A 22,589-nucleotide genomic window follows, 5' to 3' on the forward strand; every position below is an offset into this window, starting at 1 on the left:
TCTCGGTGGTCGAGTCAGTCGGTGGTGCTGAAGGCGGAATCGAAGGAGGCATCAGGGGCGTCGAAGGCGAGCCGGCGGACGAACTCGAGCGCCTCGGGGGCACCGACGAGGCGGTCCATGCCAGCGTCCTCCCACTCGACCGAGATGGGGCCGTCGTAGCCGATGGAGTTGAGCATCCGGAAGCACTGCTCCCACGGGACGTCGCCGTGGCCGGTGGAGACGAAGTCCCAGCCGCGGCGCGGGTCCGCCCAGGAGAGGTGGGACCCGAGCCGGGCGTTGCGGCCGTTGCCGGTCTGCATCTTCGTGTCCTTGCAGTCCACGTGGTAGATCCGGTCGCGGAAGTCCCACAGGAACCCGACCGGGTCGACCTGCTGCCAGACCATGTGGCTGGGGTCCCAGTTGAGCCCGAAGGCCTCCCGGTGGCCGATCGCCTCGAGCGTCGCGACGGTGGACCAGTAGTCGTAGGCGATCTCGGAGGGGTGGACCTCGTGGGCGAACCTCACCCCGCACTCGTCGAAGACGTCGAGGATCGGGTTCCACCGGTCGGCGAAGTCCTGGTAGCCGGCCTCGATCGCCTCCTGGGAGACGGGCGGGAACATCGCGACGTACTTCCAGATGGAGGAGCCGGTGAAGCCGACGACCGTCTTGACCCCGAGGTTCTTGGCCGCCCGGGCGGTCATCTTCATCTCCTCGGCCGCCCGCTGACGTACGCCCTCGGGGTCGCCGTCGCCCCAGATCTTCGCGGGCAGGATGTCTTTGTGGCGCTGGTCGATCGGGTCGTCGCAGACCGCCTGGCCCTTGAGGTGGTTGGAGATCGCGAAGACCTTGAGGTTGTGCTTCTCCAACAGGTCCAGCTTCGCCTGGACGTACGACTCGTCCTCGGCGGCCTGCCAGACGTCGAGGTGGTCCCCCCAGCAGGCGATCTCGAGGCCGTCGTAGCCCCACTCGGAGGCGAGGCGGCAGACCTCCTCGAACGGCAGGTCGGCCCACTGTCCGGTGAAGAGCGTGATCGGTCGGGTCATGGTGTTGTTGTCCTTCCTCAGGAGAGCAGTTCAGGGGAGCAGGGATGCAAGCAGGTCGCGGACCTCGGTGGCCTCGAACCGGTCGCGTTTGACGGAGGCGTCGGAGCAGACGAGCACCGGGCCGTGCTCGGGGTCGTCCGGCAGCCGGCCATGGCTGCCGGAGACCGGGGCGGGGTCGAGCGGCACCACGCTCATGGCGTAGCGCAGCCCGGCCGTCTTGCGGGCCAGCGTGGTGGCGGCACGCAGCTTGACCCAGCGGTCCTCGGGGTCGAGGAACAGCTCGGCGGGGTCGTAGCCGGGCTTCTTGTGGATCTCGACGCCGCGCGCGAAGTCGGGCGCGTTCGCGTCGTCGAGCCAGTAGTAGTAGGTGAACCAGGCATCCGGCTCGGCCACCAGGACGAGCTCGCCGGCGCGCTCGTGGTCGAGTCCGTACGCCGCCTGGCCGGCGCGGTCGAGGACCGCGGCCACCCCGTCGAGACCTTGCAGCAGGTCGCGCACCTGGTCCAGGTCGGCGGGGTCCTTGATGTAGACGTGGGCGATCTGGTGGTCGGCGACCGCGAAGGCCCGCGACGTCCACGGGTCGAGCAGCTCGCCGGTGGCGTTGTGGTGGACGTGCAGGAGGCCCTCGCGGCGCAGCAGCCGGTTGACGTCGACCGGGCGGGTGGCTCGGGTGATGCCGTACTCGCTCAGCAGCACGACGCGTACGCCTGCGGCCTCGGCGTCGTCGAGCAGCGGCGTCAGGGTGGCGTCGACATCGCGGGCGGCCTGGACCGCCTGCGGGCTGTCGGGGCCGAACCGCTGCAGGTCGTAGTCGAGATGCGGGACGTAGACGAGAGTGAGGTCGTGGTCGGGCATGACCTTGCGGGCGGCCGCGACGATCCAGGCCGAGCTCTTGATCGAGGCCGTCGGACCCCAGTAGGTGAACAGCGGGAACGGGCCAAGCTCCGAGGTGAGGGTGTCGTGGAGCTCGGGCGGCCAGGTCCAGCAGTCCGGCGACTTCTTGCCGTCGGCGTGGTAGGCCGGGCGCGGGGTGACGGTGGTGTCGACGTCGGCGCCCATGGCGTACCACCAGCAGATGTTGGCGACCTTCGCGCCGGGCCGCCGGCGGCGTACGACGTCCCACAGCTTCTCGCCCTGCACCAGCGCGTTGTGCTGGCGCCACAGGAGCACCTCGCCGAGGTCCCGGAAGTACCAGCCGTTGCCGACGATGCCGTGGTCGCGCGGCAGTGCGCCGGTCAGGAAGGTCGACTGGACCGAGCAGGTGACCGCGGGCAGCACCGTGCCCAGCTCGGCGGTGAACCCCGACTCCCCCACCTGCCGCACCCGCGGCATGTGCTGGAGCAGCTCGGGGGTCATCCCGACCACGTCGATGACCAGCAGCTTCTCACCAAGGTTGTAGCTCATGCCGATGCCTCCTGCAGCTGTTCGAGACCGGCCTCGAGGAGCCGGTCGCCGGTCCAGGCCAGCTCGGCCGCAATGCCCGCGACCAGGCCGGCGTCACCGTCCGGGCGGACCTGCTCGGGCAGTACGCCCCAGGTGTAGGTCTCGACCTCGAGGTGGTCGGTGTGCGCCACCGGGCCGCCGAGAAGCGCGTCGAGCGTGCCCGCGAGGTGGTCGCGGGTGCTGCGCAGCGGCGGGGCCGGGTCGGCGTGGAGAGGTACGTGGAAGTGCACCCGCCACGGATGCTCGGCCGGCAGCGGACGATGGCCGGCGAGCGCCTCCGGCAGGTCGTCACGGCTGTCCACCCGCGCCCCGCGCGGCTCGCGGGTCTGGTGCAGGAAGCGGTCCTCGGCGTAGGAGGCCAGGGCCTCCCGGGTCGCCGGGTCGCTCGGGTCGTCGGCGTGCAGCGCCGCGGAGACCTGGACCTTGACGACCGGCAGTCCGGCCACCCGCAGCCGGTCGAGCGCCTCGGTGGCGTCCTCGAACTGGGTGGCGAGGTGGCAGGTGTCGACGCAGATCCCGAGGTGGTCGGGGGCCAGCCCGGCGAGCCGGGTGACCGCGTCCCGGGTCGTCTCCACGACACAGCCGGGCTCCGGCTCGAACCCGACCCGGATCAGCCGGCCGTGCTCGGCCTCGATCCCGGCCAGGCCGTCGGCGAGCTCGCCGATCAGCTCGCGGGCCGCCCGGTCGCGGTCGGTGAACCACGGGGTGCGCCATCCGAGCGGGAGGGTCGAGATGCTGCCGCGTACGGCATCGTCGGGCAGCAGCGCCGCCAGCACCCGGGCGCAGTCGAGGGTGTAGTCGAGGCGGCGCCGGGTCGACCAGTCCGGGGAGTAGACATCGCGCTTCACGACCGGGGCGTGGAACCCGGCGTACGGGAAGGCGTTGAGGGTGACGACCTCCAGGCCGTGGCGGTCCAGGCCGGCGCGCAACCGGTCGAGCGTGGCCGGGTCTCCGGCCAGCTCGTGCGCCGTTGCGGCGGGCAGCCACAGGCCCAGGCCGAGCCGCTGCACGCCGAGCCTTGCGCGTACCTCGCCGGCGTAGCGGCGGAGCTGGTCGAGGATGCCGTCGACGTCCTCGGCGGGGTGCACGTTGCTGCAGTAGCCGAGGTGGACGACCGTGCCGTCGCGGTGCCGGAACCTCATGCCCGCTCACCTCGCAGCAGCGAGTTGCCGGCGAAGGTCGCGCCCTGGTCGGCCGCAGGTACGTCGAGCAGCAGCCGTCCGCTCTGGCCGAAGAACTCCACCGGGTTGCGCCAGAGCACCCGGTCGACATCGTCCTCGGTGAAGCCGGCCGCCAGCATCGCCTCGCCGGTCGCCCGGGTGCGCAGCGGGTCGCTCTTTCCCCAGTCGGCGGCGGAGTTGACCAGCACCCGGTCGAGACCGCGGCGCTGGAGGATTGCGACCATCCGGTCGGGGTCCATCTTGGTGTCGGGATAGATCGAGAAGCCCATCCAGGCGCCCGCCTCGTCGACGACGTCGACGGTCACCTCGTTGAGGTGGTCGACGACGACCATCCCGGGCTCCATCCCGGCCGCCTCGACGAGGTCGAGGGTGCGGCGGGTGCCGGCCAGCTTGTCGCGGTGGGGCGTGTGCACCATCGCGGGCAGCGCGAACTCGCGGGCCAGCTCCAGCTGGCGGCTGAACGCCTTCTCCTCGTCCTCGGTCATCGAGTCGAAGCCGATCTCGCCGACCGCGACGACCCCGTCCTTGGCGAGGTAGCGCGGCAGCAGGTCGAGCACCGGAGTGCAGCGCGGGTCGTTGGCCTCCTTCGGGTTGAGCGCGATCGTGCAGTGGTGGGCGATGCCGAACTGCGAGGCCCGGAACCGCTCCCAGCCGACCAGCGCGTCGAAGTAGTCGACGAACGAGTCGACGCTGGTCCGCGGCTGGCCGAGCCAGAAGGCCGGCTCCACCAGGGCGCGGACGCCGGCGGCGTACATCGCCTCGTAGTCGTCGGTCGTACGCGAGCTCATGTGGATGTGCGGGTCGAAGATGCGCATCAGGACTCCCGAGCGGTCTGGGTGGGGACGGGAAGGAAGGGCAGGGCGTCGGCGGGCACCTCACGGCCGGCCGCGCGCCGCTCGGCGGCGTAGTCGGCGACCATCCGGCGCAGCTCGTCATCGGATCCGTCGGGTCGGTCGAGGCCGGCCACCAGGCGAAGAGGTACGCCGACGAAGAGGCACTTCAGGACGGCCTGGCGCCACGCGGCGGGATCGAGACGAGCGGCGTACGTCCCCAGGGCGGCCGCCACCAGGCGCGGGTCGTTGGTGCGCAGCGCGTCGTGAAGCAGGTCGACGGCGCGGTCGCCGATCAGGTCCTCGAGGTGGCCGAGGCCGAGCAGGACCGCCCGCCGCTCGTCGGCGTCGCCGAAGCGGTAGAGGTCGTGCACCTCGGTGCTCAACGTGTCGCCGTCGCCCGCCAGGCCACGGCCGAGCGCCATCAGCAGACTCACGCGTACGTCGTCCTCGACCCGCTCCGCGCCGGGCTCCGGCGAGGTGCCCGGCGTGCGGCCGATCTCCCTGGCCGCGGCCGGGAAGCGGGTCCTGATCCGGGTGGGGTCGGCTTCGATCTCGGCGCACCACTCGGCGAGGAGCTTCTCGTTCATGCGCCCACCTCCTCGGGTCGGGGAAGGCCCTCGAGGGTCTCGCGCAAAAACGCCAGGGAGCGCTCGGCGACGACCGGGGCGGCGTGGGACTGGCGGGGCAGCTCGAGCGCGGCCAGCCCGGTGTAGCCGATCTCGACGAGGGTGCCGAGCGCGGCGGCGAAGTCGACCTCGCCGGTGCCGAGCTCCAGGTGCTCGTGGACGCCCTCGACCATGTCGTCGACCTGCACGTTGGCCAGCAGTGGACCGGCCAGTCGGATGGTCTCGGCCATCCCCCGCGGCTCGTTGCACACCACGTGACCGAGGTCGAGGGTGACCCGCAGCAGCTCCGGGTCGTCGAGGCGCGCGCGCAGCTCGAGCACGGAGTCGAGGGTGTCGACGAAGTGCCCGGGCTCGGGCTCGACGGCGCACACGACGCCGCGGCGGGTGGCGAGGTCGAGGACGCGCCACACGCCGTCGCACAGCCGTCCCCAAGCGCGGTCCTCGTCGACGCCGTCCGGCAGGGTGCCCGACCAGAACGAGACCGCCTCGGCGCCGAGGTCGGCGGCCACCTCGACCGCCCGGTGCAGATAGTCGACCCGGCGGCTCGCGTCCGGGCCCGGGTGAAGCAGGGTCGGGTAGTGCTTGCGGAGCGGATCGAGGATGTAGCGAGCGCCGGTCTCGATCACGACCGACAGGCCGAGCTCGTCCAGCCGGCGGCCGACCTGGGCGACCCGGCCGGCCAGGTTCGGCCGGAAGGGGTCCAGGTGAAGGTGGTCGAGGGTCAGCGCGACCCCGTCGTAGCCCAGCGCGGCCAGGAGGCTCAGCGCGTCCTCGAGCCGGTGGCTGTGCATGCCGTTGGTGCCGTAGCCGAACCGCAACGTGCTCGTCGCGCTCATGTCGGTGACACCACCTTCGAGGCGGCCTTGACGATCGGGCCGGCGGCCAGCAGCGCGACCGCGGCCAGCGGCGAGCGGCGGGCGACGAGCGCGGCCTGGAGCGGGATCATCCCGCGGATCCCGGCGCCGGTGGCCCGCCGGACCGTACCGGCATCCGGCGATGAGACCGCGGCGAGCTGGGCGGAGCCGACAATGTGTGCGTACGTCGCGGCGAGGGCGACGGGGAGCGCCGCCCGCCCGTGGCCGGCCGCCGCGGCCGCGGTCAGGACCGTGACGCCGCCGGCCAGACTCGCGGTGCGCGGCTGAGTGCCATGGACCTCGCCCCGGCTGAGCAGGGTGACCCCTGCGGTGTGGGCGGCGAGCAGACCAGCCGGCACCAGCCCGGCCCGCGTACGTCCGCTCGCACTCGCCCCGAGGAGCACATCGAGACCTCGGGCCGCGGCCATCGCGACCGGCCCGGCCGAGGTGTCCTTCAGGACGGTGTCGTAGGCCCACACCGTCCCGGCCAGGGCGGCCGCTGTCACCGCGGCCGGACGCCCTCCGGCGAGTCCGGCCAGCCCGACACCCGCTGCGGTCAGCCCGACGGCCACCCCCAGCGCCTGCCGCGGGCTGACTCGGCCCGACGGGATCGGCCGCTCGGGGCGCTCGACGGCGTCGAGGTCCCGGTCGGCCCAGTCGTTGAGCGCCATCCCGGCCCAGTAGAGCGCCACCGAGGCGGCCGGCATCGCGACCGCGCGCGCCCGCAGCGGACCGGCCGCGGCCGCCCCGGCCAGGGTGTCCCCTGGCACGGTAAGGGCCGCCGGCAGCCGGACCAGCTCGGCGAAGGCTCGGGCGCGAGACGTCATGCGCCCACCCGAGCGCACCACGCGACCAGCTCTTCCCACTGCGTGCCGAGCCGGTGCTCGGTGGAGCCCGCCGGGTCCTTGAAGAAGAACCCGAACGGAAGCGGTCCGCTCTCACCGACCTCCTGCGCGCGCAGGACGAGCCGGGCCAGGTCGAGCACCAGGGGCGCGGCCAGCGCCGAGTCGCAGCCGCTCCAGGTGAACTGAAGCGACATCCGCACGCCGAGGAACCCCTCGAAGGAGACGTGGTCGATGGCGGTCTTCCAGTCGCCGTGGTCGGGGACGTAGTCGATGTGCATCGGCCCCTCCACCGGGTGACCGAGCATCGCCTCCAGCCCCTGAGCCTTGGTGACCAGCTTGCTCTGCGCGTTGGCGGGGTCGGCGAGCGTGGCCCCGTCACCGCCACCGAGCATGTTGTAGGAGGCCCAGGCGTTGACCTGCAGCGCCCGCGTCGAGAACATCGGCGCCAGCGCCGACTTCAGCAGCGTCTCCCCGGTCTTCCCGTCCGAGCCCGCCCACGGGAGCCCGGCCCGCTCGGCGAGGGTGACGAGCACCGGCAGCCGTGGTCCCGGACTGGGTGTGAACGAGACCACCGGGCAGCCGGCCCGGTAGGCGGCCAGGACGTAGACGGAGCTGGCCGGCAGCGGGGACTCCCCCGCGGCCAGCGCCGCGTCGAGGACGTCGGGGTCGGCGAGCGGTCCGCCGTCCGCGACCTCAGCCGGCGGCTCGGTGCTCGCCACATCCACCACGACCACCCGCTCGAGCCCGTGCTCCTCGCGGAAGGCCACGAGATCGGCGGTCAGGCGTTCGACCGCAGCGCCTTGCGGCTCTGCGCCCGCCGGGTCATAGCCCGTACGCAGCCGCCCCTCGACCTCTTCCAGCTCACCGGCGACCGCCGGCAGGATCCCGGCGGGAACGACCCCGCCCGCGGCGAGCCGCTCGGCCCGCTTCAGCAACGGGTCCGCCCGCAGGTCGTGCCCACCGATCACCAGGTCGTCCAAGGAGGGCAGCCCGGCGGCGGCGATCTCCGGCTGCTCGGCGACCAGCCCGACGCGTCCGGCGAGCCCGGCCCGGACGGCCAGCGCGCCGACGGTCGTCGTGACACCCACCGAGCCGCAGGCACCGACCAGCCAGAGCCCGACTCTCCCGCTCATCTGTCCGCCTCGCAGCGGAACCGCTCGACCCCGGCGACCATCTCGATGCCGCCGAGTACGTGGGAGAGGAACTCCGGCTCGATGAACGACTCCGAGGTGTGGCCCATGCCGGTGTAGAAGGCCCGGCCGCCGTCGTAGCGGTGGCACCAGGCGATCGGGTGCGGGTCGCCCATGGCGAACCGGCCCGGGTTGTAGCTGGTCTCGTCGAGGTCGGCGAGGACCCGGATCGAGTCGGCCGGACGGTCGCGGAAGCTGTACCACTCGTCCCAGCGCGTCCACCTCTTCGGCAGCTCGGCCGTCGCGGCGGTGTTGTGCGCGTGCACCTTCACCGTCGCGGTCTGCTGGGCGGGGTGACCGGCGAAGTAGGCACCGACGAGGCCGCCGTACCAGGGCCAGTCGTACTCGGTGTCGGAGGCGGCGTGCACGCCCACATAGCCGCCACCGTCCTGGATGTAGCGCTCGAACGCGGCCTGCTGCCCCGCGTCGAGCACGTCACCGGTGGTGGAGAGCCACAGCACCGCCTCGTACGCCGCCAGGTCGGTGTCGTTGAACACCGCCGCGTCCTCGGTGGCGGTCACCGTGAAGCCGTTCTCGGCCCCCAGCTTCTCGATCGCCGCGATGCCGTCAGGGATGGAACCGTGCCGGAACCCGGCGGTCTTGGAGAACACCAGGACGTCGTACGTCCCGGCTGCCTCGCTCACGTCGGAGCGGTCGGCACTCGCGGCCGGCGCCGGTGACAGGCCCGGGGCGAAGGCGGCCACCGCCACCAGCCCGACTCCCGCAATCAATGTCCGGAACCTTCTCGATCCGTGCTTCATGTGCGTATCCCTTCTGTGCTCAACGGTCTGAACAGGCTGGAATCGGCCGAGCGGCCCCGGGTGGATCAGGTGGGGATCTCCTGCCACGTTCTGGTGTCGGAGCTGGTCTCGACCGCGGCGAGAACGCGCTGCACCTGGAGTCCGTCGGCGAACGTCGGCGTCGGCTCGGTGCCCTCGCCGAGCGCCCGGACGAGGTCGACGACCTGGTGGGTGAAGCCATGCTCGTAGCCGAGGCCGTGGCCCGGCGGCCACCAGGCCCCCACCCACGGGTGCTCGGGTTCGGTGACGACGATCCGGCGGAAGCCGCCCTCGGCCTCCGGCAGTGTCGCGTCGTGGAAGTGCAGGACGTTCATGTCCTCGAAGTCGAAGGCCAGGCTGCCCTTCGACCCGTTGATCTCGATCCGGATCGCGTTCTTGCGGCCGGTGGCGAAGCGGGTGGCCTCGAAGGAGCCGACCGCTCCCCCGGCGAACCGCGCCAGGAAGAGCGCGGCGTCGTCGACGGTGACCGGACCGCGTTCGGCACCGGCGGTGGCGGAGAGCCCGGAGGAGGTCTCGGCCACCGGGCGCTCCTTGACGAAGGTCTCCAGCATCCCGGAGACCTCCAGGATCCGGTCACCGGTGATGTGCTGGGTCAGGTCGATGACGTGGGCGCCGATGTCGCCGAGCGCACCCGAGCCGGCCTTGGTCTTGTCGAGGCGCCAGCTCAGCGGGGACTCGGGGTCGGCCAGCCAGTCCTGGAGATACTGTGCCCGCACATGGTGGATCTCCCCGAGACGACCGTCGGCGACCAGCTTCCGGGCCAGGGCGATGGCGGGCACCCGGCGGTAGGTGAACCCCACCATCGCGCGCACTCCACGCTCGGCGGCCACCGCGGCGGCCGCGGCCATCCGCTCGGCCTCGGCCACGCTGTTGGCCAGCGGCTTCTCGCACAGCACGTGCTTGCCCGCCTCGAGCGCGGCGATCGCGATCTCCGCGTGGGTGTCGCCGGGCGTGCACACGTCGACCAGGTCGACGTCGTCGCGGGCGATCACGTCGCGCCAGTCGGTGACGCTCTCCTCCCAGCCGAACCGGGTGGCGGCCTCGGCCACGCGAGTAGCGTCACGGCCACAGAGGACCTGCATCCGCGGGGTCAGGGGAAGGTCGAAGAAGCGGTGGGCACTTCGCCAGGCGTGGGAGTGGACGGCACCCATGAAGGCATAGCCGATCATCCCCACCCCGAGCGTGGCGTTCTGCTCGGTCATCGGAACTCGATCCTGTGTTTCGGTGGTGTCGCTCCGCGCCCGAGCGCGGAGCGATCTTGCGGTCTGACTGGGTCGGGCTCGATCAGGACTCGAAGGCCGTGGGGAGGAACTCCTCCACGTTCTCCTTGGTGACGACAGGCGCGTCCAGCTGGATGGTGCGCGGCACGGTCACCTCGACCAGGTCGGACATGGCCTTGTCCTGCGCCAGGAGCCGGGCGAGCTTGATGCCGTCAGCGGCCTGGGTGGAGGGGTAGATGACCGTCGCCTTGAGGACGCCCTTGTCCGACTCGATCTCGCGCATCGCGTTGGCCGAGCCGGCGCCGCCGACCATCGTGAACTCGTCGCGACCGGCGTTGTTGATCGCGGCGAGGACGCCGACACCCTGGTCGTCGTCGTGGTTCCACAGGAAGTCGAGCTTCGGCGCGGCCTGGAGCAGGTTGGAGGCCGCCTTCTCGCCGCCCTCGACGGTGAAGTCGGCGGCGACCCGGTTGTCGACGTCGAGGCCGCACTCGCCCAGCGCGTCCTTGAAGCCCCGGCTGCGGTCCTGGGTCAGCGGCAGCGAGTCGATGCCGGCGATCTCGGCGACGACGGCGTCCGTCTTGCCGTCGGCCTGCCCACAGACGTACTCACCGGCCGAGACACCCATGCCGTAGTTGTCGCCGAGCACGGTGACCCGGGCGGCGTTGGGGTCGTTGAACTCACGGTCGACGTTGATGACCGGGATGCCGGCCTCCATCGCCTTGAGCGCCACCGGCGTCATCGCGGCGCCGTCGAAGGGCAGCAGCACGATGGCGTCGACCTTGTCGTTGATGAAGGTCTCGACCTGGCTGATCTGCAGGCTGACGTCGTTGGTGCCCTCCGCCAGGCGCAGGTCGACGTCCTCGTAGGAGTCGGCGGCGGTCTTGGCCTGCTCGCTGATCGCACCCATCCAGCCGTGGTCGGCGGCGGGGGCCGAGAAGCCGATGACGACCGTGTCGCCCTTCTCGTCGTTGGAGCCGGCCTTGGCGTTGGAGGTGCCACCGACGTTCTCGGACTTCTCGGGGGTGTTGCTGATGCACGCCGAGAGGGCGAGCACCGAGAGGCCTGCGACGACGATTTTTGCTGTGGACTTCAGTTTCATGGAAGTGCTCCTAGATCGTGCGAGGTGGAGAAGGGATTGGTCCGAGAGCCGTGGACGGCTGGCTGGATGGCGTCGGGCGGTCATGACCCTGGCTGTCGTGAGAACCGCTTCTGCAGCAGCACGGCGGCGATGATGATCAGGCCCTTGGTGAAGGCCTGAGCGGAGATCGAGAGGTTGTTGATCACGAACACGTTGGTGAGGGTCGTGAAGATCAGCACCCCGAAGACGGTGCCGACGATGGTGCCGCGCCCGCCGGCGAGCAGGGTGCCGCCGATGACGACCGCGGCGATGGCGTCGAGCTCGTAGAGCCCGCCGTGGGTGGCGCTGCCGGTCGTGGTGCGGCTGACCAGCATGATCGCGGCGATGCCGCAGCAGACCCCGACGAGCACGTAGAGGAGCACGGTGTGGCGGCGTACGTTGATGCCGGCCAGGCGCGAGGCCTCCGGGTTGCCGCCGATGGCCAGGGTGCGCCGGCCGAAGGTGGTGCGGTTGAGCACGACCCAGCCGATCACGGCCACGATGACGAAGATCCAGACCAGGACCGAGATCCCGAAGATGTCGCGGGAGAACGCGTCGGTGAAGCCCGGCACGCTGACGATCTGGGTCTTGCGCGCCGAGATGATCTCGGCCAGACCGCGGGCGCTGGCCATCATCGCGAGCGTCGCGATGAACGGCACCACCCCGCCGTACGCCACCAGCAACCCGTTGATCAGACCGGCACCCGCGCCGACCAGGAGGGCCGTGGTGACGATGAAGATCCAGTGATAGTCGTTGGCCATCGCCTGCGTGGCCAACGTGGTGCACCAGACCGAGGAGAGCGCGACCAGCGCGCCCACCGACAGGTCGATCCCGCCGCCGGTGATGACGAAGGTCATCCCGATGCTGACCACGCCGATCACCGCGGCCAGGCGCAGGATCGTCATCACGTTGTCGACCGAGGCGAACCGTTCACCACCGGTGGCGATGCCGATCACGGCCAGCAGGCCCAAGGCCAGGACCAAGCCGAGGTTGTGGCCCGCGCCGCTGCGCAGCAGCTGGCCCAGACCACGGGGCTCGGCCCGGCGGGCCGCCTCCTTCTCCACCCGAGCCGTGTCCTCCTGGGCCACAGCAGCGTTCGTTGGCGTGTCGCTCATGCGACCTCTCCTTCCATCACGAGGTCCAGGACCTTCGACTCGTCGATCTCGGTGGCGGGTCCCTCGTGGACGACGGAGCCCTCGCTGATGACGAGGACCCGGTCGGCGAGACCGAGCACCTCCTCGACCTCGCTGGACACCACGACCACGGCGACACCTTCGTCGGCCAGGCGGCGGACGAGGTTGTAGATCTCGCTGCGTGCCCCGACGTCGACGCCCCGGGTGGGCTCGTCGAGGAGCAGCACCTTGCAGTCGCGCAGCAGCCATCTGGCGAGCACGACCTTCTGCTGGTTGCCGCCCGACAGGTTGCGGACCGGCCGGTCGACCCCGGCCGGACGTACGTCGAGCGAGCGGCTGAGCTCCTCGGCGGCGCGGCGCTCGGCGCCGCTGTCGAGGAAACTGCCCTTGGAGAACCGGTTCAGGGACGAGACCGTCACGTTGCGGTAGACCGCCTGGTCGAGCAGCAGCGCCTGGCTCTTGCGCTCCTCGGGGGCGAGGCCGATCCCGGCAGCCACCGCGGCGCGTACCGAGCCACGGCGCAGCCGGCGGCCGTTGACGGTGACCGTGCCCGAGCTGGAGCGGCGGGCGCCGTAGACGGTCTCGAGGATCTCCGAGCGGCCGGAGCCGACCAGGCCGGCCAGACCGACGATCTCGCCGGCGTGGACGCGGAGATCGATATCGTGGAAGCGGTCGCCGGACAGGCCGGTGGCCTCGAGCACCGGCGTGCCGTCCCGACCGGGTGCGATCGCGGGGCGCTCGGGGAAGACGTACTCGATCTGGCGGCCGGTCATCAGTGTGATCAGCTCCCGGGTCGGGGTCTCCTCGACCGAGAGCCCGGTGGCCACGGTGCGGCCGTCCTTGAGGACCGTGATCCGGTCGCCGATCTGGCGGATCTCCTCGAGGCGGTGGGAGATGTAGATGATCGCGACGCCCTCCGCGGTGAGGCCGCGCATGACCCGGAAGAGGTTGTCCACCTCCTCCTGGTCGAGAACCGCCGACGGCTCGTCGAGGATGAGCAGGCGGGTGTCGTGGGACAGCGCCCGCGCCATGCTGACGATCTGCTGACCGGCCGGCGAGAGGTCACCGACCAGGCGGTTCGGGTCGACCTCGCTGTGGCCGAGCCGGGCCAGGAGCGTACGCACCCGCTGGGTCGCCTCCGCGCGGCGGCTGAACCCGGCGGTGGCGAGCTCGTGGCCGAGGAAGATGTTCTCGGTCACGGTGAGCCCGGGCACCAGGTCGAGCTCCTGGTAGATCGTCGAGATGCCGCGCTTCATGGCGGCGACCGGCGTGGTCAGCCGGACCGGCTCGCCCTCCCAGAGGATCTCCCCCTCGTCGGGCTGGTACGCCGCCGAGAGCACCTTGATGAGGGTCGACTTGCCGGCGCCGTTCTGTCCGAGCAGGCAGTGCACCTCCCCCGCGCGGACGTCGAGGTCGACGCCGCCGAGGGCGAGCACGCCGGGGAACCGCTTCACGATCCCGGTCATCTCGAGCAGTACGTCACCCCCGTCTGCGCTGGCGGCGGGGCCGTCCGGCGACGGCTTCGGGGTCTGGGTCATCGGGTTCCTCCGTGCAGTTCGGCGAGGGCGGTGGGGTCGGAGAGCAGCGGCTCCAGGGAGACCAGTGCGCCGCCGCGAACCGCGGCGGTCGGGCCGAAGGCTGAGATCGCGACCCGGGTGCCACCGGCACGCGGCGCGAGGACGTCGGCGGCGAGCCGTGCCTCGACGGCCGGGCGCAGCCACTCGCCGAGCACGGCGAAGTAGCCGCTGAGTACGACGGTCCCGGGGTTGAGCGTGTTGACGAGGATGGCGGCGCCGGTGCCGAGCCAGGTCCCGACCTCGTCCAGCGCGGCCAGGGTGCGGCCGTCGGCGAGCCGGGCCCGCTCGACCAGGGTGGCGAGTCGCTCCTCCAGGGTCAGTACGGGGTCGCGGACCGGGTCGTCGGGGTCGGTGGCCGCCTCGAGGAGCGCCCGCAGGCCGACCACGGTCTCCCAGCAGCCGGTGCGGCCGCAGCCGCACAGACGCCCGCGAGGGTCGACCGGGAGGTGGCCGATCTCGCCGGCCCAGCCGTGCCGGCCCGGGGCGACCCGGCCACCACTGACGATCGCACCGCCCAGGCCGACCTCGCCGTAGAGCACCACCATGTCGGCGCGGTCGGCGTCGGTGGGGTCGAGCTCGGCGGTGGCGGCGAGGGTGGCCTCGTTGGCCACACGCACTGGCGGGACCGGCGCGGCCGTGGCCGCGAGCCGGCGGCGTACGTCCTCGGCGGCGTCGATGTCGCGCCAGCCGAGGTTGGGAGCGAGAGTGACGCGCTGGGTTGCGGTGTCGACGAGGCCCGCGACTCCGACGGTGATGCCTGCGACGGTGGCGCCGGCGGTCCGTGCCTCGGCGAGGGCGTCGTCGACCAGGCTGGCGAGCTCGGCCAGCACGCCCTCGGGCGGAAGGCTGCGGCCGTCGATGCCGCGGCGGAACTCGGCGATCACGGACCCGGCGAGGTCGACGGCGACGACGGCGAGGTGGTCGACGTTGATCTCCGCGCCCACGCCGCACACCGAGCTGCCGACGAGCCGGACCTGGACGCCGGGGCGGCCGGCGCCGCGGCGGTCGGCGTCCTCGCAGGAGACCAGCCCGAGCTCGGCGAGCTCGTCGACCAGTCCGGTCGCGACGGTGCGGGTCAGCCCGGTCTCCACGGCGAGGCGTCCTCGCGAGCGCGGCCCGCGGTCGCGCAGCGACCGCAGGAGCAGGCCCATGCGGGCGGCCCGGACGGCGGCCGGGTCGGCGGTGGCGGAGACCCGCACGGTGATGTCTGCGTCGCGCACGGGTGCCTCCTGTCCGGGGTGTGGTCGCCCATCACGGGCGCAGCCTGTGATGGCAGTCACAGAATTCGGTGACTGAGAGACAAACTAGTGACCGCGCTCACGTTGTACAACCCTTTCGCGGCGGTTTCTGCAAAGTTTCTGTCGAACTTTGAAAAGTTATTGGACAAAGTAGTCGAAAGGGGCACCCGGCCAGAGTTGGCCGGATGCCCCTTTCGGGTCGATCGCGAGGGTCACTCGCTGGGTGCGATCACCACCTCGTCGGTGCCGGTGAGCGCCGGGATGTCGCCGTCACCGGGGTCGGTGTACTCCGCCACGAAGACGGCATTCAGGTCGTCCTGCCCGGGGTCGTGACCACCGGGGACGGTCGTCACGATCGAGCCGCTGCAGCCGTTCGCGGTGGACTGCGGGTGCCCGTGCTCGTCGTGGCCCAGGACGTACGTCACCGAGACCCGGTCGCAGTCGACGGCCTGGTCATCGGTCACCTCGACCTGGAACTGCACGGTGTCACCGAAGTGGAACGTCTCGCCGGGCGCCGGGCTGGTCGTGAGGGTCACCACCGGGACGTCGTTGCCGACGACGACGTCGACGTCAGCCGAGGCGTGCTTGCCACGACCCGCCTTGCCCTTGTCGGTGACGGTCAGGGTCGCTCGGTAGGCCCCCGGCTCCTCGTAGGTGTGGGTGGCGGTCTTCCCGGTGGCGTCGAAGGTGCCGTCACCGTCGAAGTCCCACTGGTAGACGAGGCGGTCACCGTCGGGGTCGGTCGTCCCGGCGCTGTCGAAGGCGACGGTCAGCGGCGGCTGACCGGCGGTCTTGTCGGCGCTGATGACCGGCTTCGGGCTGTGGTTGCCGGTCCGGGCGATGTAGTCGATCCGGGAGACCTGGGCCTCCTCGTTCTCGCTGAAGAACCCGTCGCCGTACTCGAGCATGTAGAGCGAGCCGTCCTTGCCGAACTCCAGGTCCATCACGTTGTCCGTGGCGAACGTGGAGAGCACGGACTCGATGCCGGTCAGCTCGCCATCGGCGTCGAGCCGCATGCCCTTGATGTAGTCCCGGCCCCACTCCGCGAACAGCGGAACGCCGTCGTAGTACTCCGGCCAGGCACCGGAGAGCGGGTCCTTCGTGGCCGACTTCTGGAAGTCGTACGCCGGGCCTGCCATCGGGGCGATGCCGCCCGTACCGAGCTCAGGGAACTGCTCCGACTGGCTGTAGGTGTACCAGACGGTCGGCTGGGTGACCGGCGGGAGCTCGGTCAGACCGGTGTTGTGCCGCGAGTCGTTGACAGGGGCGTCACAGTCGAACGCCGGCCCCGAGGTCCCGGTCGCGAAGTCGTAGTCGCGGTAGGGCATCTCGGCGGTCGCGCACAGCGGCCAGCCGTAGTTGGCCGGCTCCGTGACGACGGTCCACTTGCCCTGACCCGCCGGCCCGCGCTCCGGGTTCGCGGAGGAGGCGTCGGGCGAGTAGTCGGCCACGAAGACGCGGTCGGTCTCCCGGTCGATCTCGATCCGGAACGGGTTGCGCAGGCCCATCGCGTAGATCTCCGGGCGGGTCTTGTCGGTGCCCGGCGCGAACAGGTTCCCGGCGGGGACGGTATAGCCGCCGCCTGCCTTCGGCTTGATCCGGAGGAGCTTGCCGCGCAGGTCGTCGGTGTTGGCGGCCGTACGCCTCGCGTCGAAGGCGGGGCTGCGGTTCTCGCGGTCGTCGAGCGGGGCGTACCCGTCGGACTGGAACGGGTCGGTGTCGTCGCCGGTGGCGAGGATCAGGTTGCCTGCGGAGTCGAAGACGATGTCGCCGCCGACGTGGCAGCAGCGACCGCGGTCCACCGGTACGTCGATGATCTGCTGCTCGGTGGACAGGTCGAGCTTGCCGCCGGCGTACTTGTAGCGTGAGAGCCGGATCGCGCCCTTGAAGGGCTCGAAGTCGGCGGGCGTGCCGTACTCGGGGGCGTCACCCTCGTTGACGTCCGGCGTGGCCGGGTCGTCGACAGGGGTGTTCATCGGCGGCGAGTAGTAGACGTAGACCCACTTGTTGGTCCGGCCGTTGTATCCGGGGTCCAGAGCGATGCTCTGCAGACCCTCCTCGTCGTGCTGGTAGACGTCGAACTCGGCTGCGACGCTGTTGACGCCGGTGTCGGCGTCGTTGAGCCACACCTTCCCGGCCCGGGTCGTGTGGAGGACGTCCCCGTTGGGCAGGACCGCGAGGTCCATCGGCTCACCGGGGCGGTCGTTGAGGGTCACCTTCTCGAAGTCGGTGTCCGGCGGCGGGGAGCCCGTGGGGGCCGCGTCCGCGGACGTCGTGAGGGGCAGAACCAGGAGGCCGGAGACCACGGTGGTGGCGACGCTCCAGAGGGTGAATCTGCGCACGGTCCATCTCCTTCTCTCGCTGTCATGGGAGGGGAGCGAGATCGTCCGCGAACGTATCGATGTGACGCCGATCACGTCAAGTGACTTGCGTACTTTCGCAAGATGATTTCGAAAGATGGGACGATAGTGCACCTCTGGAGAGGTCGAGAGTGGGGTCTACGCCTCGCCGCTGCTGGGCGCGTAGACCGAGGCGCTGATCAGGTGCGCAGCGCCGATGACGCCGCCCTCGTCACCCAGCTCGCTGAGCACGATCGGGAGGTTGCCGGTCGCCAGCGGCAGCGAGCGGCGGTAGGTCACGCTGCGGATCTCGGCGAGCAACCCGTGACCGAGCTTGCTGACCCGGCCGCCGATGACGATCAGGCCGGGGTTGAAGAACGAGACCAGGCTGGCGAGCACCTGCCCGATGCGGTGGCCGCTCTCCCGGATGAGCTGGACCGCCTGGGCGTCGCCGCGGGCGACCGCGATGGCGATGTCCTCGGCGCTCAGCTCGCCCTTCTCCGCGAGCAGCTCGGCCAGCACCGGAGAGCGTCCGGAACGGGCCGCGGCGAGCGCCTCGCGAGCGAGCGCCGCCCCTCCGGAGAACGCCTCCAGGCAGCCGGTGTTGCCGCAGGCGCAGGTGGGCCCGAAGTCCTCGACGCGGATGTGGCCGATGTCGCCGGCACAGCCGTCGACGCCGCGGTAGAGCTCCCCGTCGACGACGATCCCGCAGCCGATGCCGGTGCCGATCTTGACGTACAGGAAGTCACGAGCGGTCCGGGCGACACCCGCGTGCTGCTCCCCCGCCGCGAGGACGTTCACGTCGTTGTCGAGCACGACCGGGCAGCCCAGCTCCCGGGCGACCGCGTCGCGCACCGGGTAGCCGTCCCAGCCCGGCATGATCGGCGGCGACACCGACACGCCGCGATGGAAGTCGACCGGTCCGGGTACGCCGATACCGGCGCCCATCGGCTCGCTGACGTCGTGCTCGTCCAGGAGCGCGCGGACCTCGTCGAGCGCGGTCGCGAGCACCTTCTCCGGGCCGCTGCGGATGTCGCACGCCCGGGTGCGGGTGCCGATCACCGACAGCCGCCCGTCGGTGAGGCCCACCGACATGCTGGTGGCGCCGATGGAGATGCCGACGAACCGGATGTCCGGGGCGAGGTCGACCAGGGTCGAGCGCCGGCCGCCTCGGGAGGCCGCCGGGCCAACCTCGTGGGCCATGCCCAGCTCGGTGAGCCGTCCGACCTCGGCCGCGATCGTGGTGCGAGAGACGTTCAGCCGGTCGGCGAGCTGAACCCGCGACAGCGGGCCCTCGTCACGTAGCTGGGCGAGCAGTCGTGCCTGCATGGAGGTCTCGGCCCGGCCGGCGAGTGAATGGCGCATACCGGCGATCCTGCCATGTGGCACAGGGAGTCAGCCCAGGAGCGCGTCGACGAATGCCTCAGGGGTGAACGGGGCCAGGTCGTCGGGGCCTTCACCAAGGCCGACGAGCTTGACCGGAACTCCGAGCTCGCGCTGTACGGCGACGACGATGCCGCCCTTGGCGGAGCCGTCGAGCTTGGTGAGGACGATGCCGCTGACGGCGACGGCCTCGCTGAAGACGCGGGCCTGGATGAGGCCGTTCTGGCCGGTGGTGGCGTCGAGGACGAGCAGGACCTCGGTGACCGGGGTCTGCTTCTCGATGACGCGCTTGACCTTGCCGAGCTCGTCCATCAGGCCGGCCTTGTTCTGCAGCCGTCCGGCGGTGTCGACGATGACGGTGTCGACGCCGGTGTCGAGGCCCTCCTTGACCGAGTCGAAGGCGACGCTGGCCGGGTCGGTGCCCTCCGGGCCGCGTACGACCTCGACGCCGACGCGCTCGCCCCAGGTGGTGAGCTGCTCGGCGGCGGCGGCACGGAACGTGTCGGCGGCACCGAGGACGACCTTGCGGTCCTCGGAGACCAGGATCCGCGCGAGCTTGCCGGTGGTGGTGGTCTTGCCGGTGCCGTTGACGCCGACCATCAGCACCACACCGGGGGCGCCGTCGGCGCCGCTGACCTGGAGCCGGCGGTCCATGCCGGGGTCGACCAGCTTGATCAGCTCATCACGCAGCGCCGCCTTGACGTCGACCTTGCCGCCCTCGACGCGCAGCCGGGTGCGCAGCCCCTCGACCAGCTCCTGGGTCGGGGTGACGCCGATGTCGGCGGTGAGCAGCAGATCCTCGATGGACTCCCAGGTGTCCTCGTCGAGCCGGTCGGACGAGAGCAGGTTGAGCAGGCCGCGGCCCAGCGCGTTGGAGCCGGCCAGGCGCTGGCGCAGCCGCACCAGGCGGGAGGCGGTGCTCTCCGGCTTCTCGATGACCGGCGCGGCGGGCTCCGCCGGCACCGTCTCCGGCTCGGCCTCCCCGACCGTCGGCCCCTCTACGGTCGGCGCAGTTGGGCGGGAGATGACATCGGTCCCCGCCTCGGTCGGCAGCGAACGGTCCTTACGGCGCCGGGTGCTGGCGACCAGACCGACGATGCCGCCGCCGATGATCACGACAGCGGCGACCGCGATGATGACGATGAGGGTGACCATTTCCATGGGCCTCATCCAATCAAACTAGCGCTGATTTTCCGTAGTTCCTGGCTTGCGCTCACCGAACAGCTCGGTGAGGTGGTCCTCGCGGCGGGTCTGCAGGCGCGTGGCCGGGCTGAGCGTGGGGGCCGTGTCGACGGCCCGCTCCATCGCGTTGCCGAGCTTGGTGGCGTACGGCATCTTCTGTCCGCGGTGGGGGAAGACCGTGTAGACGATCACGAGTCCGGCCAGCGCGACGATGAGGAACATCGCCACGAAGATGACAACGATGGTCAACACTGGCTCGGCCAGCCCCCTTCTGGATACGCACGGACGGCGTCCACCCTTGCACACCCCGACCCCGGAGCACACAACGGCACGCGCGGGCGCACGCGCTCGAGGCGTCCCGTCGTACGGCGCGGGATCTCGACAACGTACACCGGACCGGTAGTGTTTCACGGCATGAGGATCATCGGGACAATGATGGTCCGGGACGAGGTCGACATCGTCGCCGCGATGATCGAGCACCACCTGGACCAGGGTGTCGACACGTTGATCGTCACGGACAACGCGTCGGTCGACGGCACCACCGAGGTGCTCGAGCGCTACGCCGCCACGGGACGGGTCGAGCTCCACCACGACCCCGTCCACGAGAAGCAGCAGGGCAAGGTCGTCACCTCGATGGCCCGACGTGCCCGCACCCACTTCCGCGCCGACTGGGTCCTCAACCTCGACGCCGACGAGTTCCTGGTCCCGAAGGACAAGGGCCTGACCGTACGCCAGGCGCTCGAGGCCACTCCCCTGTCGCTGAACGCGTTCACCGTCGAGGTGGAGAACCTCGTCGGCCCGCCCGCCTGGAAGGGCGGCGGCATCAACCGGCTCCAGTGGCGTGACCGGCGTACCGACGAGCGCCTCGAGGCGGTCGGGCTCCACGCCCACCCGACGCCCAATGCGATCCACCGCGGCGAGTCGGACATCAAGGTCGTCCAGGGCAACCACTTCGTCTCGCTGATGAGCAACGGCCAGCCGGACGACGAGGTCGCCCTCGAGGTGCTCCACCTGCCCTGGCGCTCCTGGGCCCAGCTCGAGCGCAAGGTGATCAACGCCGGCAAGGGCTACGAGGCCAACCCGGACCTGAAGCCGAGCCCGCGCCACCACGGGATGCGCGACTACCAGCGCTATCTCAACGGCACCCTGCAGGACGCCTACCTCGCGCGCACGCCCACCCGAGCCGAGCTCGCCGCCGGCGCCTTCTCGGGCGACTACTCGTTCGACGACTGGCTGACCTACCACCTCCACATCGTGCTCGGCCGTTCGCTCATCCCCGACCTGATGCGTGACGTGCTCGACCCCGAGAACGACAAGGCCGTGCCCGACGACGAGCACGCCCTCGGTGCCGAGCGCGGCCGGGCCGCCCTCGCCGCTGAGCCGTACATCCCACCCCGCAAAAGCTGAAACTCTCTTCTCAGGAGGACCTGTCTTGCCCACGTTCAGGGGCGCCGTACGCCGCGGCCTCGCCGCCGCAGGTCTGCAGACCGTCCGTGCCGCCGATGCCGAGGCCGCGCGCCTGCACGATCGGATCGACGAGCTCAAGCAGCGCAACCAGAAGCTGCGTACGAAGGTGGAGGGGCTGCAGGGCGACCGAAACCGCACCACCGCGGTGCCCGCCATCCCCGGCCTGGACCGGCTCGAGCTGCGTCGCGAGCAGGTGCTCGCCGGGGTCAAGCCCGACGCCCTGATCCTGGAGATCGGCCCCGCGCACAACGCGATCCTGCCCAAGCGGGACGGCTATGACGTACGCATCGTCGACTACCTCGACCGCGAGGGCCTGGTTCAGCGCTATGCCGGTTTCTCCCAGTACAACCCTGACGACATCGAGGAGGTCGACTACGTTTTCCGGCCGGGAACTCCCTGGTCAGAGATGATCCCGGAGCGTTTCGACCTCGTCGTGGCCTCTCACGTCATCGAGCACACGACCTCGATGATCGACTTCCTCAACGAGTGCGAGAAGCTGCTCAACCCCGACGGCGTGCTCGCCCTGGTCATCCCCGACCACCGCTACTGCTTCGACCGGTTCCGTGAGCGCGCCTCGCTCTCGCGCGTCATCGACGCCTCGCTCTACCCGACGTCTGTGCACACCATGGGCGCGGTCATCGAGGAGCGGCTCAACGCGGCCAAGCACGGTGGCATCACCGCCTGGGGTCCGCGCCACAAGGGCGACTACACCTTCGCCCACGGTCTGGAGGCCGTGAAGGCGAGCGGTGCGGAGGCCCAGCGCGGGGAGCGCTACATCGACACCCACAACTGGGTCTGCACCCCCAACCACCTCCGCCTCCTGCTCCAGGACCTCGCCGACCTCGACCTCATCTCGATGCGGGAGACCTCCTTCCACGACACCGTCAAGCACGAGTTCTTCATCAACCTCTCCCCCACCGGCGAAGGCACCGGCCTCACCCGCGAGGAGCTAGTGGTCCTGGCCGACGACGAGCGTCGCGTACTCGACCAGGCAGTCTTCGAGAAGTAGCCGAGCCTGGGTGGAGCCGAGTCGGCGCAACTGCACGCCTTGGAGCGAAGCGAAGCGAGCGAGGCGTGCGGTTGCGCCGACGCGGCGCGTGATACTCTAAAAAAACGCGGAGTAGCCCCGAAAAAGC

At 70.9% G+C, this 22,589-nt stretch carries 20 protein-coding genes; 2 read left to right on the top strand and 18 right to left on the bottom strand.

What is annotated here, in order from left to right; translation table 11 throughout:
* Nucleotides 1–14: 14 nt before the first annotated feature.
* The 18 genes from AB0F44_RS26695 to AB0F44_RS26780 form a co-directional block, all read right to left on the bottom strand.
* Nucleotides 15–1,022: a sugar phosphate isomerase/epimerase family protein gene (locus tag AB0F44_RS26695; RefSeq protein ID WP_357359885.1), complete on the bottom strand. Its 1,008-nt coding sequence runs from the start codon at nucleotides 1,020–1,022 to the stop codon at nucleotides 15–17.
* 30 nt (nucleotides 1,023–1,052) lie between these two features.
* Nucleotides 1,053–2,426, bottom strand: coding sequence for a nucleotide pyrophosphatase/phosphodiesterase family protein (locus AB0F44_RS26700; protein WP_357359887.1), 1,374 nt, complete (start codon nucleotides 2,424–2,426; stop codon nucleotides 1,053–1,055).
* Nucleotides 2,423–3,607 (bottom strand): metabolite traffic protein EboE, encoded by a 1,185-nt coding sequence (gene eboE / locus AB0F44_RS26705; protein WP_357359889.1) that lies wholly within the window; start codon nucleotides 3,605–3,607, stop codon nucleotides 2,423–2,425. Before eboE ends, AB0F44_RS26700 begins: the two co-directional genes overlap by 4 nt.
* Nucleotides 3,604–4,461, bottom strand: a complete 858-nt coding sequence (locus AB0F44_RS26710; RefSeq protein WP_357359891.1) for a TatD family hydrolase — start codon at nucleotides 4,459–4,461, stop codon at nucleotides 3,604–3,606. Before AB0F44_RS26710 ends, eboE begins: the two co-directional genes overlap by 4 nt.
* On the bottom strand, nucleotides 4,461–5,066 hold the full coding sequence (locus tag AB0F44_RS26715) for an EboA domain-containing protein (RefSeq protein WP_357359893.1): 606 nt from the start codon (nucleotides 5,064–5,066) through the stop codon (nucleotides 4,461–4,463). Before AB0F44_RS26715 ends, AB0F44_RS26710 begins: the two co-directional genes overlap by 1 nt.
* Nucleotides 5,063–5,941, bottom strand: coding sequence for a sugar phosphate isomerase/epimerase family protein (locus tag AB0F44_RS26720; protein WP_357359895.1), 879 nt, complete (start codon nucleotides 5,939–5,941; stop codon nucleotides 5,063–5,065). Before AB0F44_RS26720 ends, AB0F44_RS26715 begins: the two co-directional genes overlap by 4 nt.
* The gene (locus AB0F44_RS26725; protein ID WP_357359897.1) at nucleotides 5,938–6,786 is read right to left on the bottom strand and encodes an SCO3242 family prenyltransferase; all 849 of its coding nucleotides are present in this window, start codon (nucleotides 6,784–6,786) and stop codon (nucleotides 5,938–5,940) included. Before AB0F44_RS26725 ends, AB0F44_RS26720 begins: the two co-directional genes overlap by 4 nt.
* A complete protein-coding gene (locus AB0F44_RS26730) occupies nucleotides 6,783–7,937 on the bottom strand; it encodes an inositol-3-phosphate synthase (RefSeq protein WP_357359899.1) in 1,155 nt (384 codons plus the stop codon). Before AB0F44_RS26730 ends, AB0F44_RS26725 begins: the two co-directional genes overlap by 4 nt.
* Entirely contained in the window at nucleotides 7,934–8,755 is an 822-nt protein-coding gene (locus AB0F44_RS26735) for a ThuA domain-containing protein (RefSeq protein ID WP_357359901.1), read from the bottom strand. The genes AB0F44_RS26730 and AB0F44_RS26735 overlap by 4 nt, the downstream gene beginning before the upstream one ends.
* Nucleotides 8,756–8,820: 65 nt before the next feature.
* The gene (locus AB0F44_RS26740) at nucleotides 8,821–9,996 is read right to left on the bottom strand and encodes a Gfo/Idh/MocA family oxidoreductase (RefSeq protein ID WP_357359902.1); all 1,176 of its coding nucleotides are present in this window, start codon (nucleotides 9,994–9,996) and stop codon (nucleotides 8,821–8,823) included.
* 82 nt (nucleotides 9,997–10,078) lie between these two features.
* Nucleotides 10,079–11,116, bottom strand: a complete 1,038-nt coding sequence (locus AB0F44_RS26745; RefSeq protein WP_357359904.1) for a substrate-binding domain-containing protein — start codon at nucleotides 11,114–11,116, stop codon at nucleotides 10,079–10,081.
* An 80-nt stretch (nucleotides 11,117–11,196) separates the two neighbouring features.
* Nucleotides 11,197–12,249, bottom strand: coding sequence for an ABC transporter permease (locus tag AB0F44_RS26750; RefSeq protein ID WP_357359906.1), 1,053 nt, complete (start codon nucleotides 12,247–12,249; stop codon nucleotides 11,197–11,199).
* The gene (locus AB0F44_RS26755) at nucleotides 12,246–13,805 is read right to left on the bottom strand and encodes a sugar ABC transporter ATP-binding protein (RefSeq protein WP_357359908.1); all 1,560 of its coding nucleotides are present in this window, start codon (nucleotides 13,803–13,805) and stop codon (nucleotides 12,246–12,248) included. Before AB0F44_RS26755 ends, AB0F44_RS26750 begins: the two co-directional genes overlap by 4 nt.
* Nucleotides 13,802–15,064, bottom strand: coding sequence for an ROK family protein (locus AB0F44_RS26760; RefSeq protein ID WP_357359910.1), 1,263 nt, complete (start codon nucleotides 15,062–15,064; stop codon nucleotides 13,802–13,804). The genes AB0F44_RS26755 and AB0F44_RS26760 overlap by 4 nt, the downstream gene beginning before the upstream one ends.
* Nucleotides 15,065–15,294: 230 nt before the next feature.
* Nucleotides 15,295–17,424: a PQQ-dependent sugar dehydrogenase gene (locus AB0F44_RS26765; protein WP_357359912.1), complete on the bottom strand. Its 2,130-nt coding sequence runs from the start codon at nucleotides 17,422–17,424 to the stop codon at nucleotides 15,295–15,297.
* 156 nt (nucleotides 17,425–17,580) lie between these two features.
* The gene (locus tag AB0F44_RS26770) at nucleotides 17,581–18,786 is read right to left on the bottom strand and encodes an ROK family transcriptional regulator (RefSeq protein WP_350661803.1); all 1,206 of its coding nucleotides are present in this window, start codon (nucleotides 18,784–18,786) and stop codon (nucleotides 17,581–17,583) included.
* A 30-nt stretch (nucleotides 18,787–18,816) separates the two neighbouring features.
* The gene (gene ftsY, locus AB0F44_RS26775) at nucleotides 18,817–19,974 is read right to left on the bottom strand and encodes a signal recognition particle-docking protein FtsY (RefSeq protein WP_357359914.1); all 1,158 of its coding nucleotides are present in this window, start codon (nucleotides 19,972–19,974) and stop codon (nucleotides 18,817–18,819) included.
* Between the two features lie 9 nt (nucleotides 19,975–19,983).
* Nucleotides 19,984–20,235, bottom strand: a complete 252-nt coding sequence (locus AB0F44_RS26780) for a hypothetical protein (RefSeq protein ID WP_357359915.1) — start codon at nucleotides 20,233–20,235, stop codon at nucleotides 19,984–19,986.
* 165 nt (nucleotides 20,236–20,400) lie between these two features.
* Here AB0F44_RS26780 and AB0F44_RS26785 point away from each other — a divergent pair, with 165 nt between their 5' ends.
* Together AB0F44_RS26785 and AB0F44_RS26790 are read left to right on the top strand one after the other, a co-directional pair.
* Nucleotides 20,401–21,393, top strand: coding sequence for a glycosyltransferase family 2 protein (locus tag AB0F44_RS26785; RefSeq protein WP_357359917.1), 993 nt, complete (start codon nucleotides 20,401–20,403; stop codon nucleotides 21,391–21,393).
* 25 nt (nucleotides 21,394–21,418) lie between these two features.
* On the top strand, nucleotides 21,419–22,462 hold the full coding sequence (locus AB0F44_RS26790; RefSeq protein ID WP_357359919.1) for a methyltransferase domain-containing protein: 1,044 nt from the start codon (nucleotides 21,419–21,421) through the stop codon (nucleotides 22,460–22,462).
* The last annotated feature ends 127 nt before the right edge of the window (nucleotides 22,463–22,589 follow it).

The organism is Nocardioides sp. NPDC023903, assembly GCF_040639295.1.
GTDB lineage: Bacteria > Actinomycetota > Actinomycetes > Propionibacteriales > Nocardioidaceae > Nocardioides.